The 15,685-nt window shown below is 54.6% G+C and carries 18 protein-coding genes and 1 riboswitch; of the genes, 7 read left to right on the top strand and 11 right to left on the bottom strand.

What is annotated here, in order from left to right; translation table 11 throughout:
- Positions 1–56: 56 nt before the first annotated feature.
- From ACR0L1_RS05985 to ACR0L1_RS05995, 3 genes are read right to left on the bottom strand one after another with little or no spacing between them, the layout of a single operon-like run.
- The gene (locus tag ACR0L1_RS05985; protein ID WP_170677130.1) at positions 57–452 is read right to left on the bottom strand and encodes a thermonuclease family protein; all 396 of its coding nucleotides are present in this window, start codon (positions 450–452) and stop codon (positions 57–59) included.
- A gap of 23 nt (positions 453–475) precedes the next feature.
- Positions 476–1,255, bottom strand: a complete 780-nt coding sequence (locus ACR0L1_RS05990) for a COG3904 family protein (protein ID WP_480857638.1) — start codon at positions 1,253–1,255, stop codon at positions 476–478.
- Positions 1,255–2,535: a hypothetical protein gene (locus tag ACR0L1_RS05995; RefSeq protein ID WP_480857640.1), complete on the bottom strand. Its 1,281-nt coding sequence runs from the start codon at positions 2,533–2,535 to the stop codon at positions 1,255–1,257. The genes ACR0L1_RS05990 and ACR0L1_RS05995 overlap by 1 nt, the downstream gene beginning before the upstream one ends.
- Positions 2,536–2,926: 391 nt before the next feature.
- Between ACR0L1_RS05995 and ACR0L1_RS06000 the strand changes: the two genes are divergently transcribed.
- Positions 2,927–3,547 carry a thermonuclease family protein gene (locus ACR0L1_RS06000; protein WP_480857642.1) on the top strand — a complete coding sequence of 207 codons (621 nt, stop codon included), beginning with the start codon at positions 2,927–2,929 and terminating at the stop codon, positions 3,545–3,547.
- 105 nt (positions 3,548–3,652) lie between these two features.
- On the opposite strand, the gene ACR0L1_RS06005 is transcribed toward ACR0L1_RS06000, so the two are convergent.
- From ACR0L1_RS06005 to ACR0L1_RS06035, 7 genes are all read right to left on the bottom strand, one after another.
- Positions 3,653–3,934: a hypothetical protein gene (locus ACR0L1_RS06005; protein ID WP_480857644.1), complete on the bottom strand. Its 282-nt coding sequence runs from the start codon at positions 3,932–3,934 to the stop codon at positions 3,653–3,655.
- Positions 3,931–4,377, bottom strand: coding sequence for a hypothetical protein (locus ACR0L1_RS06010; RefSeq protein ID WP_480857646.1), 447 nt, complete (start codon positions 4,375–4,377; stop codon positions 3,931–3,933). The genes ACR0L1_RS06005 and ACR0L1_RS06010 overlap by 4 nt, the downstream gene beginning before the upstream one ends.
- Before the next feature lie 152 nt (positions 4,378–4,529).
- Positions 4,530–5,048, bottom strand: a complete 519-nt coding sequence (locus ACR0L1_RS06015) for a peptidoglycan recognition protein family protein (RefSeq protein WP_480857648.1) — start codon at positions 5,046–5,048, stop codon at positions 4,530–4,532.
- A gap of 220 nt (positions 5,049–5,268) precedes the next feature.
- Positions 5,269–6,033, bottom strand: a complete 765-nt coding sequence (locus ACR0L1_RS06020) for a hypothetical protein (RefSeq protein WP_480857650.1) — start codon at positions 6,031–6,033, stop codon at positions 5,269–5,271.
- 29 nt (positions 6,034–6,062) lie between these two features.
- Positions 6,063–6,701 (bottom strand): hypothetical protein, encoded by a 639-nt coding sequence (locus ACR0L1_RS06025; RefSeq protein WP_480857652.1) that lies wholly within the window; start codon positions 6,699–6,701, stop codon positions 6,063–6,065.
- Positions 6,702–6,748: 47 nt separating this feature from the next.
- Entirely contained in the window at positions 6,749–7,375 is a 627-nt protein-coding gene (locus tag ACR0L1_RS06030) for a hypothetical protein (protein WP_480857654.1), read from the bottom strand.
- Between the two features lie 1,522 nt (positions 7,376–8,897).
- A complete protein-coding gene (locus ACR0L1_RS06035; RefSeq protein WP_480857655.1) occupies positions 8,898–9,563 on the bottom strand; it encodes a recombinase family protein in 666 nt (221 codons plus the stop codon).
- Positions 9,564–9,880: 317 nt separating this feature from the next.
- Here ACR0L1_RS06035 and ACR0L1_RS06040 point away from each other — a divergent pair, with 317 nt between their 5' ends.
- From ACR0L1_RS06040 to ACR0L1_RS06055, 4 genes are read left to right on the top strand one after another with little or no spacing between them, the layout of a single operon-like run.
- The gene (locus tag ACR0L1_RS06040) at positions 9,881–10,252 is read left to right on the top strand and encodes a TIR domain-containing protein (RefSeq protein WP_480857656.1); all 372 of its coding nucleotides are present in this window, start codon (positions 9,881–9,883) and stop codon (positions 10,250–10,252) included.
- A 9-nt stretch (positions 10,253–10,261) separates the two neighbouring features.
- The gene (locus ACR0L1_RS06045; protein WP_480529784.1) at positions 10,262–11,236 is read left to right on the top strand and encodes a caspase family protein; all 975 of its coding nucleotides are present in this window, start codon (positions 10,262–10,264) and stop codon (positions 11,234–11,236) included.
- Positions 11,236–11,511, top strand: coding sequence for a hypothetical protein (locus tag ACR0L1_RS06050; RefSeq protein WP_480529786.1), 276 nt, complete (start codon positions 11,236–11,238; stop codon positions 11,509–11,511). Before ACR0L1_RS06045 ends, ACR0L1_RS06050 begins: the two co-directional genes overlap by 1 nt.
- Before the next feature lie 43 nt (positions 11,512–11,554).
- A complete protein-coding gene (locus ACR0L1_RS06055) occupies positions 11,555–12,664 on the top strand; it encodes a hypothetical protein (protein ID WP_480529788.1) in 1,110 nt (369 codons plus the stop codon).
- A 191-nt stretch (positions 12,665–12,855) separates the two neighbouring features.
- On the opposite strand, the gene ACR0L1_RS06060 is transcribed toward ACR0L1_RS06055, so the two are convergent.
- Positions 12,856–13,812, bottom strand: a complete 957-nt coding sequence (locus ACR0L1_RS06060) for an NAD(P)-dependent oxidoreductase (protein ID WP_170788920.1) — start codon at positions 13,810–13,812, stop codon at positions 12,856–12,858.
- A 146-nt stretch (positions 13,813–13,958) separates the two neighbouring features.
- Positions 13,959–14,166, top strand: a riboswitch (cobalamin riboswitch).
- 85 nt (positions 14,167–14,251) lie between these two features.
- Between ACR0L1_RS06060 and ACR0L1_RS06065 the strand changes: the two genes are divergently transcribed.
- Together ACR0L1_RS06065 and cobW are read left to right on the top strand one after the other, a co-directional pair.
- The gene (locus ACR0L1_RS06065; RefSeq protein WP_170788921.1) at positions 14,252–14,626 is read left to right on the top strand and encodes a DUF1636 family protein; all 375 of its coding nucleotides are present in this window, start codon (positions 14,252–14,254) and stop codon (positions 14,624–14,626) included.
- Position 14,627: 1 nt separating this feature from the next.
- Positions 14,628–15,683, top strand: a complete 1,056-nt coding sequence (cobW, locus tag ACR0L1_RS06070) for a cobalamin biosynthesis protein CobW (protein ID WP_480857657.1) — start codon at positions 14,628–14,630, stop codon at positions 15,681–15,683.
- The last annotated feature ends 2 nt before the right edge of the window (positions 15,684–15,685 follow it).

Consider the following 15,685-nt stretch of genomic DNA (forward strand, 5'->3'; position numbering starts at 1 on the left):
GTCAGTCATCAATCTGTTTCTTTTGAGCATGAGATATCGCGTGAACGCGATACTTTTCACCTGCAATACCCAGCCCGTCTAAGCCGCGACTTAGCCGCAGAGGTCTCCAAGTGCCTATAGCGTCCCCCCGAGTACCTCGCGCAATCCAGAGCATGCCCCGCAGCAATCACTGCAGCACCAATGTCTTGTCCGTCCGCGTAACAAACGCCAACCCAGCGATCATGGGTGCGCTCGCCATTGAGACTGCACTCGATGTTCTTGCCGCGTAGGAAGTTCACCATCCAGCGTTTAGCATCCTGACCAGAACGAGTGCCAAGCTCTGGCGCATCCACGCCGTTCAAACGGACCGGAGTGCCATCGACCACGATCGTGTCCGCGTCGCGTACTTGGAGGCCACCGGCGGCAGCAGTGGTTGCGAAAAATGCCAAGGCAATGGTTAGCTTCTTGAACAAGGCGAAGTCCTCGGTGTCTCGTGTTAATCGATAATTTGGGTCGCTATGCGCGTATCCACTAGTTCTTCCTCGATAAGCGCATAAATTTCCTCGGGTGGGGTGTTCAGTGAGAACAGCATCAGTGACGGGTTCACACCCAGGTCAATCAGGTGCTGCATCGTCTCTCCTTGCCCCTTCTGGATGCCCTCTACCGCGAAGACGACAGGTATTAGGCGAGGCTGGTCGTAGTAGTGCTGATGCATACCTACAATGCCGCGCAGAGAGACGATGCGTTGCTCACCGCCTGCAAGGACGTAGGGACATGACGATACGCACATCGAGCCAGCTAGAACGGCTGTAGAAAGCTCAGCACCTCTTACCTGCTTACCAATGGACAGTGCCTCGGAAACCACTCCTCCCGGGCTGTGGAGAGCCACAAGGTCGGGCTTCTCCTGCATGTCGGACAAGTACGAAGCGAAACGGGCCGAGTCGTCCACCTCTATCTGGCCGCTAAGAAGAAGTATCCTCCCCAGTCCTTCGACTTCCTGAACTGAGAAGTCCAATCGGTTTGGAAAAGCCTCTGGCACGGGTACTTCCAGAGGTCCATCCTGCGGCAAAAGCGACGGATCGCTACGATCAGTGCGATACTCTCGACGTTGATCGCCGGGGGAAATCGGACCAGTCGGGAGTTCAACACGCTCCTTAAACGGGCTTGGCATTACACCAAGAACGTCCGACGCTATCAGAACGCCTGCAATAGCGATTTGAAGGATGAGAACGTAGCGCAGCCCTGAACGAGGATCGAGACGACTTAATAGGCTCATCACGTTTCATCTTTTTGTGAAGTGGCGCGGTTGAGAATAGCAGCGTCTGCCACGCCCATAGTCGCCTCTACGTCCTTCATGGCATTCATTGCGGCTCTAAGGTCAGAAAGCGTCAGAGTATCCTCAATGCTCATGCCGTCCTTACCACTGCGGATTGCGGCTTGTGTGATAGCCAGCACAAACACCAACACGGCGGGCAACAAGTCGATGGCGATAGCTCCAGCCCAAGAAGGAACGAAGTTGTGGGCGTACTTGATCACCGCATCGGCGCTGGAAATCGGGTTATATGCAGTCTCGATGGGCGGCTCCATGTCCAACACCTCGTCAGCAGCGTTCTTGAGTGTCTTGCTGCGTTGGTCCAGCGCGTTCAATACGGAGTTGATTGTGGACGATTGCGCGTCTCGTACGTCGGAACTGCGCCCATCAAGCTCTGGGAGTACGACCGAGGATGGCAGGTCCTCAGCAGCACGAGCAACAAGTGGTGCCACGCTGTACTGGTTGAGGCGCGAGATAACACCCGCCAGCTTCACGCTTTCCTCGGAAAACTGAACCGAACGGCGATCCACTGGACCGGGGGCTACAGTAAGCTCGCGCATCTTTGCGAGGATTTCGTTGCCTTGTTGGAAGGCTTCCTCGATAGGTTCTTGCTGCGCCGCGATCTGCTCTTCAAGGTTTCGCAACTCCTCAGCTTTTTGTGTCAGCACACGAAACACGGCACCCCGACCGGCGGTACCTGAGAGGTCTCCGGACTGCTCGAGTTCAGCCAGTTCTTCAAAACTCTGGCGGGCGCGTTCCACCTCGCGACCCAACGCTTGGCCACTGAGGGCTATGTCGTGGGCTTGCTCGAGAGCAGCTTGGTAGTCGCGGACAGTATTCTCCAAGTGTTGTTCGACTGCCGCCGAGCCTGCGAGTGCAGCTGCGTTCAGCCAGCTAGACATGGCGATAATGGCGACAGAGCCAACAATCGTAGAGATCGTCAAACCAATGAAACCACTAGCCGTTCGCATTGAAGGCAGCAGACGGAGCATGTAGCTCCAAAACACGAAGATGCCCACAGAGACAGCGATTGAGTACGCAACGGCTGCGAAGAAAGAAACTGCACCATTGTCTTCGAGCAATGAGGACACGCCGAGATAGGTGTAGATCCCAGATGCGATGGCTAGGACACCCAAGGCTGCGGGGGTAAACGTGTCCAACCACGCAAGATGACCTTCTAGTTCTTTTGCGGTCCGAAGTCCCTTAGCTTCCTCAGCCGTCAAGCGATCCTTGTTCTCCGTCATTCTACAACATGCTCCACACTCATCACGCGATAGTTCGTCACTTAATCATTTATTAAGACTTTTCACCCTGGGTTGCACATCTGGACGATACCAATTGATTGCTTTTGCGAAGCTGCCATTCTTCTGCGATTTTCTGCCAAATTGCGCCGCCAGCTCTAGAAGACGGAAAAACATCAACCAATTGAAATTCCGATAGCTATTCTGGGAGTGACAATGAGCATGGATCACATGCCTCGTTGTCACACGCGTGAATTCGCTCAGCGGGGTAAATCCGTCACATCTCCCTGAGTGAATATGAGGTGTCCCTAGCGTATCAACCCGAACGTGTGCTTGGTTCGATCCTGATCCAGTGCGAAAAATTTGATTGACCTAACTCTTGGAGACCTAGCTCATGGAAATCTTGATAGTTTTGGGTTTGGTTTTGGCTGTTGCTGTGTATTTGGCAATTCGCAGTAACAGGCCAGTCGATACAACTACTCCGCCGAGTCAGTCAGGTAGGCATGAGAAACCTAGATTGACTACGAAGCAACGGCAGCGCACATCGCAGCCAGAGCGTTTTGATCCAGACCATACGGTCCCGAAACCCGACGTTACGATACTATCGGGTTCAGCCTACGTTGTAGATGGCGATACACTGGTCATTAAGAAAACACAGGTTCGTCTGTTTGGCGTCGATGCTCCCGAGATGAACCATCCCTATGGAAAGAAGGCGAAATGGGCGCTCGTTTCGCTTTGCAAGGGTCAAAAAATTAGGGCCGAAGTGACCGAGCAAGACACACACGGACGGACTGTTGCAAAGTGCTACCTTGAGGATGGTCGTGATCTATCCGCTGAAATGGTCAAACTTGGTTTAGCGATAGACTGGCCAAAATTCTCCGGTGGACAGTACCGGTCTATGGAAATGCCCGACGCTCGAAAGAAGCTATGGCTGGCAAACGCGCGGCAAAACGGACACATGGGGCTGTGGAAGCAGTACGACGCGAAGCAGGCCGCTCGGAAAATGAACAACTGACAGTACGTCCAAAGCCGTAGCTGATGTGGCGTAAGTAGGAGCGGCCAAGGGGTTAACCCTGAGCCGCTTGAAACCTGTGATTTGAGGTTTTGAATTTGTACATCGTCACCTCAAACTCTCAGGCATGGCTAAGTTACGGCTACGCGCAATATCGCGAACTTCGGCGCTCATGACCGTGTGGGCGTTGTTAAGGGCGCTTACTAAATCGGCCCGTTCCCAATGTCCGGGTTTAATCCACTGATCAGGATAAACCGCTTCGATCTGGCGAGCCTCTGCGCGTACCTCACTGGCAACCTGCTTGATACCCGCGAGAATAGACAGGGTACGCTTCCAGACCTCAGTGTCGTCGGTTAGTGGTCCCGGTGTGGGGTTGGTTTTGGATGTCATGGTTTCGGGGTCCCTTGATCTGAACGGCTTCTCTGAGCCGCCAAGTTGAACATTGAGTGCTGCACAAAGATCGACCGAGCATCCCGATAGAACTCAACCTTGGACAAGGTCGTCCCTTTCGACCGGAGCAACATGTCACGCCAGATCGGTAGTTGCGTATTGGGGTCGAGGGGATGGTCAGTCAGATGCTCGAGGGCGATCACTGCGGATTGATCGTAGCGATGCCGGGTGCGGCGACCTTGGAGACGCGCGAGCATCTCTTCGATCTTCCGGTCGATCACCTCATCACGGCGTTTGCCGACAAGGGTCTCAGCCTTGGTCATCGGGGCGGCTGCCTTGGCGATAGCGTCGAGGTCTGCTTTGTGCTGGCGAGTTCTTCCGTGCAGCGAGGTGTGTTTTTGGTAGTGACGTTTTGCGTCGCCCAATGTGATAGCGTTGGCCATTTGGAGGGGTCCTTTGTGGAAGCCTCAAACCCCCTAAAACAACACTTCCCTACCGACCCCTGCGGAGGGTCGATTTTGGCATTGGAAAAGTCAATGAAATCAATGGATCACGGGAGGTGGCTTCGGGGGTCGAGGGTCGTTATTGGTTGGTGTCAGAGAGTGCCGACTGTCAGTGCCTCGGTTCGGTCGAGGCGATCTTCGAGTTCAGCCTCTGCAGCTTCATCTTGTTCGTGTTGTTTGTGGGTGTACTTCTCGAGGCACTCGTCGATCTCGAGGGTGACACCGAGTGTATCCGCGAGTTTCTGATAGAGAGCCTCGAGTGCGTCACGCTGGGCAGTCGTGAGAGTCTCAGAGAACTTGCCGGTCTCCCGGTCTCGGCCCCCCACTACGCCGATCTGGATATGGCTTCGGGTGAAATTGTCGCGACCGACGGCACCGCACGTCAGGGGGTGTCTACAGAGTTCGATCGTGCCATCGACCAGCACCAAGTAGTGCCAGCCGATGCCGAAGCGGCCGGTCTTGGCGTGTTCGACATCAATGGTTGCCGCATCAATTCGAGGATCGGCTGGATGATGGGTGTAACGGGCCATACAACCCGTGGTCTTGTCGCGGGGCAACGTAGCGAACATCGATGTCCGCAGGTAGGTGTCGGCTCTTTTGATCCTGAGCATCGGCCTTGGTTCCTTTCTTCACACGTCCTGCCCATGCTTGGAGTTCACTTTGCGTCAACTGCCCCGCCCCTGTTGGTGAACGACCGTCTTCAATCAGATCGACGGTTGCATAGAAGTACTCCGGGTCGGCGCAGTTGCGGGGGTGGATATGGTTCAGGACCAGAGCGACGTCTGTGTCCCAAACCGCGTCGGCTAAGTCGTTATTCATCGGTGACCAAAGTCAGTGACCAAGCTGCTCTCGGATATGCTGCGCAAACTCGGTCCAAGTTATGCCGTCTGCGCGACCCGCTGCCCGATCCACGGCAAACTGGCGTACGCAACGGTCAACACCGGGATGTGTTTCTGATGCCTGTTTCAGGAAGTCGAAACCATCTTGTCCAAGTTCCTGTATTGCGCTCTGCGTTGCAGCCTCGGTGATTGTGCTTTGGACATCTGCGAACATCGCACGGGTGTCACTGGGTACGTCGATCTCGGACACCGACCCGTCAGCCAGACCGCGCATGGTTTCGCTAACCTCATCTAAAGACATACCGGACATAGCAATCTGACCGAACGCTGTTTCATACGTTTGAGCCTCTTCCATCGATATGATGTCATCGTCGAGCGAACTGTTCAGCCCGTCGATCACATTGTCGAACTCCGCATGACCCGTGCCGCTACCTTTGGGTTCTTCGGATATCTCTTCTGACACCGAACTATGTTCCTGCGCTGCTCTTTGAGCCGCGCCAATCGACAGCCCTTCATCAAAGACGGCATTTAGCAATCCAAGTTCTTTAGCCTGGGCGACCTTCATCGACATGCCCTGTACGTTGATCACGTCGCTGTCTTTGAGATCGCCCTGAGAGTGAACATCGCGCTGCATGTTGTTGGTGTCGCGGACGGTGACGCCGCCGCTTACGTAGTCTGCGCTTGAAGCATATGATTTGGAGGATGGCATTGTTTGTGCGGTGGCATCGCCGCCACCGAGGGTTACTCTTTCAACCATGTTTTCTTATGTCCTTTGGGTGGGGTTGGTTAGCGGAGACCGAGTTCGATCTCGGCCAGTTCTTGGGGTGTGGGTGGGTTTGGGTTTTCGATTAGGGGCAGGCTAGTGATCGCGTTGTCCTCATCGAGAGACATCAGGTGGACGGGGCATAGTTGAGCCAGTGCGTCCAGCGCGTAGCCTTTTAGCCGTAGGCGGGTGAACGCCATAGCCAGACGCAGCTTGGTTTCCCCGTCGATCTCGCGCTCGTGGAGTTGGGATAAAGATGAGACCTGCCCATCGCGACTTACAAGCTCGAGCCATGCTACGCCGACGGCGCTTTTCTTGACCTTGGCGGCCATCTTTCGTGCCCTTTTCGGTTTTGCGTTGCTACGTTCATCGAGTTTTGCCTCGAGGATCGCGACCTTGTTCTTCCATCGAGCGAGCGTCTCTTCAGCCTTGATAGCCTCGCGTTGTTCATGGGTGAGTTCGGCCTGCCCAATCCCATGAGCTTCGGCACAGGAAGGACAGTTGTATTCATCGCCGAACGGAGCCGGGAACTTCACACCGCACGAGATGCAAGACTTGTAGTTGATCCTGCGGTTCTCAGAGATGCACCGGTCGCACCTCGATGCTTTTGGCTTGTGAGTTTCATGTTCTTCACCGCAGGCGTTGCAGGTCTTGAGGTACATCTGCCGAGGTGGCTTCTTGGGTTTCGATCTTTGCATCGCGACGGTCCTTATGTCTTTGCAAACAGCCAGCTTGGGTCTGGCATCGAGGGTGCTTTGAGTACCGCGTTGGGTTTGGGTGGGGGTGACGGTCGGGGTGTCAGATCAGAGACGGGGTCGATGCCCTCAGGCCATTCACCGGAGATTAGACCAGAGGAACGACGGATTGCCTTGTGGTATCGAAAGGGTATCGCTGAGGACCTCGGCAGGACGTGATCGAACAAGCTGTCACCGAGGAAATCTGTGCGCATCGACCGAATGGTAACAGAGACCGGTGGATGTGCATCACCAGAGGCGAGGAGGCGACCGTAGGAGGTCACAATGAAGGCTCCCAGGTCTCCATCAGATCGACGCAGACCGAGTCTCTCGGCTGCTCTCAGGGCGTGTGTTCCGATAATGGCGGTGTCCGCGTAGCTGAGGCGATACTTGGAGTATCGAACATCACCGGTCAGCACCTCATCCTTACGACCGGGCGGGACACATAGACCTTGGCGACCCATGAACGTGCCACCGGCGAGATAGACGTTGTAGCGGTGACCGGTTCCAATGAACTCCTGAGCGAAGGTGTGGTGGACGAATGATCTGACGATAACCGATGCATTCGGCTCATAGCGTCTGCCGACCAGCAGATGTTGCAATCGTTCTCTTGCTCTACCGTGTCTCAGCGCGGCCATTCTGTACGTTGGACGATCATCCCAATCACCGACACGATGACGCGTACCACGAGCATACTTAACAGCCTCAGCGATCTCTGACGGTGTCGGTTGGATGTGCTTCAAGACCGACCGAGCAACTGTGTTGATCGCACCACCGGCGATGTAGCCACCGAGGGGAACGCCACGGTTCTTAACGACCGATTGGCAGCGGGAACAAAGACCCCATCGCTGAGGGAGACGCTGTCTAAACTCGTAGGCTGGCAGCGGGTTGTAGCATGTGGCTGAGGCACAGATGGTCATTGCGGCCTCGCTAAGTTGTAGGTTGGGAATATTCGGGGGTCTCTGCGATACAGTCACCAAGGAACAGAGACCCCCATCGGCCCGTCCATGTGTCAAGCTCACAAAGACAACACGAACGGAGTGAAACGGTAATAGGTCTCACTACATCGACCCGTCAGGCAAGACAGGGATGCGTGTGAGACCTGAACCAGCATCGACCAAGGACCGAGATCGATGCGGTATAGGGATTAGGATTGATGGTTGCCGGTGATAGACATTCACCGGACGTACACTGACAGACAACTGTGAAGCCTTGAGAGGAACCTGATCGTGTAACTAGAGGTAAATCTCTTGGTATCTGTTATTCATAAGGGGGCAGTAATTCCAACCCATTGATTTACAAAGAGATGTACACAGCGTGTCATCGACCGGTGAATGACCATCATCGATCATCATCGCAGAGGAGGAAAAGGGGGTCGGACGCTACGTGGCACTTGGGGTGTTACACTGAGTGTATAGCTTCAAGTTCTTCTCTCTTCTCTAGGGGGAGGGAGAATAGCTTCGGTCGTCAAATCCAAGTTGATGCCCGTCGTGATGCCTGTGATTGAACACTGCAGTTAGTTCTTTGGGTTTTTATCTTTTCTCATGAGGGAGCTGTAATTGGGTAAGGCATCCCCTGAACCCTCTTGAGGTAAACCTCAGGGTTACTTCTTCTCTGGGGTGTTGGGGAATTGCTTCGACAGTCGAGTGACCGTTGTGGCACACCAAGTGATACCCAATGGTATAACTTTCGGTATCTATATCTCATGGAGGGGGTGAAATACTGAACCCTTGGTTCCATTGGGCTTTCGATGATCACGTCCCGGCCAGCACAACACCAGCCGAAGGGTCTTGGGTTCGTTCAGAAGGGGCAGTAACTGCCGCGCTTCTTGGTTCACAACGATAGGTTCACACTCCGAACCACCTCGCGCAGATCAGCTAGTTTGGTCCCTATGAGCCTTTGATTTTATTGGGAAATAGAGGGCCAAAATCAAGGGTCAGGTAGGGTGGGCTACAAAACACTGATTTAGGGATTTCCGAGCCTCGGCCGGATGGACACCAGCCGAGACGTTTTGGGTTAATTCAGGGGGAAGGGAGAAACCCATAGACCTGCAGCTTCCTACCCTTGGTTTCCTAATCCAGAATGCTGCAGTGGAAGAAGAACAAGCGCAAAGCGAGAGGAGAACTAAGTGTTCAACGCCAACCTCTCGATGATCCGTTTCACCTGAGCGGCACTCCAAGCACCGCCCCGCGCAGTCGCCACGCCTGCCTTATCAAGCTCCGCAGCGATCTCTCGTAGCGACCTCCCAGCGTCTCTCAGGGGTAGCACTAGGCCCCGCACCTTCTCAGCCCTTGCAACAGCGTTGGCCCTCACAGCTTCGTTCCGCCTCATTGTGGCATCACGCATACCACCGAGCTTCTGACCTCGGGCCTTAGCGGCCTGCAACGCAGCCTTGGTGCGCTTGGATATGAACTCGCGTTCCTGTTCCGCCAATGCCGCGTAGACATGAAGTTGGAACTTGTCTGCATGAGGCATCGAAGCGACACGCAGCGACAGCTTCTTGTCGTCCATCAGCGTTGCAATGAAGGATACCTTGCGCGACAGACGGTCCAACTTAGCGACCAGCAACTCAGCCCCTGCCTGCTTCGCTAGGGTGATCGCCTTGGTCAACTGAAGGCGCTCATTGTCTGCCCCACTCAGGACGTCTGTGAACTCTCCTATGACCTCGAAGGGTTCGTCTGAGTAGTTAGCCAGGAACAAGTCTATGTCCCGTGTCTGGGCTTCCAGGCCAAGCCCAGAGCGCCCCTGTTCGGTCGTGGATACTCGTCGATAGGTGACGTACTGCTTCATTGATTGGCCTTCTTCTGATGACTCAATTCAAGCAGATAAGCGGCTTTGTTGCAATCATCAAGGAAGGTTGTGACTGAAACAGCATGTTACATGCAATTTTCAATGAGTGCGAAATGGCTCTTTTTGAGAAATTGAACGGGGGGCGACGGGGGGTACAGAAAAGGGTCCCTCCATCTTTTGCCGCACAGATTTTTGTCTCAATATTAGACTTTAGTTCTTGCACTCATGGTTGTGTTGGAACATAAAAAAATTTGCACTGTAGGAAGCGATGAGATTGAAATTGCTTCACTTTAAGTATCGTTTAGATGGAGAATATAGTGGCCGAAAAGAAAATTGTTTTCGTAGCTTTCCCGATGGAGGATGAGTGGGCAAGAGACTACTTGAAAGGGCAATCGCTGAACACCAGCTCACCCTTTGAATACATCGATATGTCGGTCAAGCAAGCCTACGACACAGAGTGGAAGAAGCGTGTTCGCGCCCGAATAAAGCGCTCAGACGGTGTTATCGCCCTGGTTAGTGAAGCATCACTTACTTCAAGCGGCCAAAAGTGGGAAATCCTGTGCGCTCGAGAAGAGAGAAAACCTGTATTGGGTATTTGGTCTAGGAAGGGAGACCGCACCAACATCGAAGGACTGAATACGCGGGTTTGGACGTGGGACAATATCACTGCATTCATTAATAAGATATGAGGCTTATCAATGAGAAAGGCACTGATAGTAGGCATTGACTACTATACAAAGATAAATGGTCTTTTTGGCTGCGTGAATGACGCACATAGCGTCAAGGCCATGCTGGATCGGGACGCGAACGGGTCAGTCAATTTTCATACTAAGATCCTTGCCTCAACGGGTCCCAACCAAGAGGTTTCCCGAAGCGAACTCAAGGCGGCCGTAAAGGAGTTGTTCCAAGACAAGCATGAAGTCGCTTTGTTGTTCTTCGCTGGTCATGGCTACATTGAATCAACAGGCGGTTATCTGTGTACGTCTGAGTGTGAAAGTGGCGATGACGGATTGTCCTTGGGCGAAGTAATGACCTTGGCCAACCAATCGCCTTCGGAAAACAAAATCATAGTACTAGATAGTTGCCACAGCGGTGTTGCATCCTCAAACCCGCTGGCACCGGTTTCAGAAATAGGAGAAGGAATCACAGTTTTGGCTGCGTCCACGGCAGACCAGTACGCAAGTGAGGAGAATGGATCCGGTATATTCACGACGCTTTTCGTAGATGCTTTGAGCGGGTCTGCCGCTAACCTAGTAGGTGATGTGACGCCTGGAAGCATTTACGCCCACATTGATCAATCTTTAGGCGCATGGGCGCAACGCCCGGTGTTTAAAACCAACGTCAGGCAATTTGTGTCTTTAAGGAAGGTCCAGCCACCTATCGCACTGAATGAGTTGTTGAAACTTGTCGAGTTCTTCCCAGTGGCAGGTCACGAGTTTCAGCTTGATCCTAGTTACGAGCCACACCGAAGCGGCAATGAAGACGCCAGTATTCCGGAACCTGATCACGACAACACCGAGATATTCGGCATTCTGCAAAACTACAACCGTGTGAACCTTGTCGTGCCTGTGGGTACTCGCCACATGTGGAATGCTGCTATGGAAAGCAAGTCCTGTACACTAACCGCATTGGGCGAACACTACCGCCGATTAGTTGAAAATGGTATGATCTGATGATTAACCAAGGCGAAATCGAGAAACGCCTAGAAAGCATCATTGAACTGCTCGCAGACATTGAGCATCAAAGATGGGCGCACTGGCAAAGACATCTTCACAACGAATGTGAACATCGTGAAGACGGCTCCCTCGTGATCCCTGCAAACCTTGCAAAAAAGTGGGAGCGCCAGTTAAACACACCGTATGCCGATTTGTCGCCTAACGAAAAAGCAAGCGACATAGAGCAGGTGCGAAAATACCTTCCCTCGATCCTAGCAGCACTCAAAACCTAACTGCATTGCCCAACAAGTCGCGACAATCGCCCGAGGCCAATAGATGACGCAGGTGACCGAACTACTTCGCCCTTCTGACGGATCCAGTTTTTATATACATTTCACAGGTGGTTTCCGCGCAGGAAAACTGTCCGATGACCAGTGGCGAATTGAACCAATCGTAATCCAAGGAAAACCAAGCGCCGTAGGGCCGCTGCCGCTCGTTGAAGTGCAAAATCTCGCCAATACCAGCAAACTTCAACCCGTTGCTCTCCATAGCATGGACTGGATGGACGGTACCTATAACTCATCATGGGTACCAATTCTGCCCGAAAGGTCCAATCACTCTCCAAGCCCATCTGACTTGTGGAGCAACATTGCAAGCAACATGATGGGTAAGCGAACCAATTTGCTTTTTGAGGCAGAGCCGCAGCCGACAAAGGAACAAATTGTCAAATCGCTAGACGAACGAGCGCCAGTCGAAGCGCTATCTCGTTATATCAGCATGAGCTTGCGCAGTATGGACACCAGCGTGGAGCAGATAGCCGAGTATTACCACGAGCAACTTGTCAATCACATTTCATCTGGGCGAGTGAACGGCGAAAGGTCTGACAACACTTTGTCCCAAACGCTTTTTGCGCATATTCATTCTTTCTTTCTGCACCTCGGTTCAGCGCGAGATTATCTTGCCACGATAATTTCCCACCGAATTGGCTTTAACCATGAAAAGGCTGACTCGATGGCGAAACTTGTGAATGGACTAAGAAGCGATAGCCTACCCAATGATCCGCTTCTGAATTTGCTGATCACGGCAGGTGACATCGCGTCCAATCCTGAAAAACCTGGGAAATTCACGATCGCTGGGTGGATGAAAGAGGTTACCGAATTGAGAAACAGGTTGGTTCATCGACGACCCTATGGATCTCGGTTCAACGAACGCTTTGGATGGGTTAGCGCAGCATCCAAAGACGCAGGCTTGTACAGGTATTTCCGTCCTATCGACGTCGTTGGCAACGGGCACCAAGACGTGTTTGATGTACTGTCTAGACATTATTCGCGCTTTAACCAGCTGATGTTTGCCGCCGCCAAAGCATCCGGCGACGACACTTCGATGACGCACATCACTGACAAGGATATTTTGTCGTTAAAAGTTCGCGGCGGTGGTACTTCATAAGGCTCACTTCGCAACGACTTCAACTCCACACAACTCCAAACCACACAAGCGGAGGATAATTGACGGCTATACCGGAGGATATATACGAACTAATTATTTGATTTTAATGCTTAATTATTTCTTCCTCCGATTCCGGTACTCGCCTCCACTCTCTCTACAAAACAGACTATTCCACTGACGCGCGGCTTGCGTCATTCGGCCCCACGCCCCTGAGGGATGACCTCGTATCCGGGCTCTTCCGGTTCGTCGTCCTCCATCTCGGGCGGAAAACCGGAGGCTGTGATGTCTAGACCGGTTGCATCCTCCAGACGTCGGATGATGTTGGGAGACAATTCACGCTCGCCATAGCGGGCAATTCCGTCCTCGAAAATCTGGATCATGACCGGGTTGATCTCCAGCGGTACACCGGCGCGGTCAGCGACGTCCTGAAACAGCCCGATATCCTTTTTCACAAGGTCCATCGTAAAGGAAATGTCGCGTGATCCGTTCAGGATCACCTGGCTTTCGGTCTCATGCACAAAGGAAGTACCTGATGAAATCTTGATCGCCTCATAAGTCGTGTTCAGGTCCATCCCGGCGGCCTTGGCGGTCACGAGCGCTTCGGCGCAGGTAATCAGGTTTGCCGTCGCCAGGTAGTTAGTCAGCACCTTAAGCACCGAGGCCGAGCCCAACTCGCCCGTGTGCAGCACGCGGCGGCCCATCGTGGTCAGAAAGGGTAGGATACGTTCGAACGTCGCGCGGTCGCAGCCCGCGAAGATCGAGATATTGCCCGTCGCCGCCCTATGGCACCCGCCCGAGACGGGGCAGTCTACTGCCGCCCCTCCGCGTTCGATGACCTGCGCACCCAGCCGCTTGACCTCGGCCTCGTCGGTGGTGGACATCTCCATCCAGATCTTGCCGGGGCCGACCTCGGGCAGCATCTCCTGCATCACGGCGTCCGAGGCAGCAGGCGATGGCAGACAGGTGATCACCGCGTCGCAATCGCGCATCAGCTGGGCCGGGCTTTCGGCGGCCTTGGCCCCCTGCGCCACGAAGCCCGCGACCAGATCAGGGTTCAGATCGTGCACCGTCAGGTCGATCCCGTTGCGCAGCAAAGACCCGGACAGTTTGCCGCCCACATTGCCCAGTCCGATAAAGCCCACTCTCATGCGACACGTCTCCCTGTTTGCGCCGTTTCGGTCATGGCAGCACGGGGTTGCGGGCTTCGTCATGCCGCCCAGCGACGCTTACAGGTCGCTTTTCCACCGTTGCTTCACAGATGCTTGCGACTCGCTTGACAAGCCCCTGCCCGGTGCCGCATGTCCGATCCGTTGGTGTCCTCTGCACGAGGATGAAAAGGGAATGCGTCAACGGATCATCCGCCAAACGCAGCCGCCCCCGCGACCGTGACCGGAGAGGGTGCCCAAGCCACTGGCCAAACAGGCCGGGAAGGCGGGACATCCGACAGGGCAATTGCCCTGACATCCGCAAGCCGGGAGACCTGCCAGCACCCGCGATTGAAACCGGACGGGGTGTTCCGGTGTCGGGTCAAATGCGACCCGCTTGAAACCCCGTCCCCCACGATGAGGATTTGGGGGGATGAGAGACATGACCGAGACCGCTCCGGTCGAGCTGCTGGTTTGCACCACCTGCCGCCGCGGCCTACCTGTTGAAGATGACGCAGACCGCCCCGGCACGTTGTTGCACAAGGCGCTGGAACAGGCCGATCTGCCCGAAGGCGTAACGCTGAGAGCCGTCGAATGCCTGTCGAATTGCGATCAGGGCTGTTCCATCGTTCTGCGCGGCGGACCCGAGCGCTGGACCTTTGTTTATGAGAACCTGAACGAGGTCGATCATGTCGACGTGATCGTCGACGGCGCGACCAAGTATCTGGCCACCGAAGACGGCTTGGTCAAATGGCGCGAGCGCCCCGAACATTTCCGCAAAAACTGCGCCTCGCGCATTCCCCCGATTGGAGCCTGACATGTCCACCCTCGAAAAACTCCCCGTTACTGTGATCACCGGCTTTCTGGGCTCGGGTAAAACCACGCTGGTGCGGCACCTGATGCAGAACCCGCAGGGCAAGCGTCTGGCCGTTGTGGTTAATGAATTCGGCGATGTCGGCGTGGATGGCGATATCCTGAAGTCCTGCGCCATTCCCGATTGCCCGGCGGAAAACATCATGGAACTGGCCAATGGCTGCATTTGCTGCACCGTGGCCGATGATTTCATCCCCACGATCGAGGCGCTGATGGCGCTGGAGCCGCGCCCCGAGCATATCCTGATCGAAACCTCGGGCCTTGCGCTGCCGAAACCGCTTCTGAAAGCGTTCGACTGGCCCGATATCCGCTCGAAAATTACCGTGGATGGCGTGATCGCGCTGGCCGATGCCGAGGCGGTGGCCGCTGGTCGGTTCGCGCCGAATGTCGAGGCAGTGGATGCCCAGCGCATGGCCGACGATTCCATCGACCATGAAACCCCTCTGTCCGAAGTGTTCGAAGATCAGATCTCCTGCGCCGATATCATCCTTCTGACCAAGCCTGATCTGGCCGGCCCCGAAGGTGTCGCCAAAGCCAAAGAGATCATCGCCGCCGAGGCCCCGCGTCCTCTGCCCGTGGTCGAAGTGGCCGAAGGTGTGGTGGACGTGCGCGTCGTGTTGGGTCTTGAGGCCGCCGCCGAGGATGACATGGATGCGCGGCCTTCGCATCATGACGGTCATCACGATCACGAGCATGATGATTTCGAAAGCATCATCGTCGAATTGCCGGATCAAACCGACCCGCTGGATCTGGTTGCAAAGATCGAACGCCTGGCGACCGAGCTGAACATCCTGCGCGTCAAAGGCTATGCCGCTGTTCAGGGCAAGCCAATGCGCCTGCTGGTTCAAGCCGTCGGCGCGCGTGTGCGTCACCAGTATGACCGTCCGTGGGAGCCCGGCGAAGAGCGCCGCTCGCGTCTGGTGGTGATCGCCGAGCATGACGATATCAAAGAGGCTGAAATCCGCGACATCCTCGCGGGCGTCACCGAGGCTGCCGAGTAAAC

This window comes from Ruegeria sp. J8, from assembly GCF_056531925.1.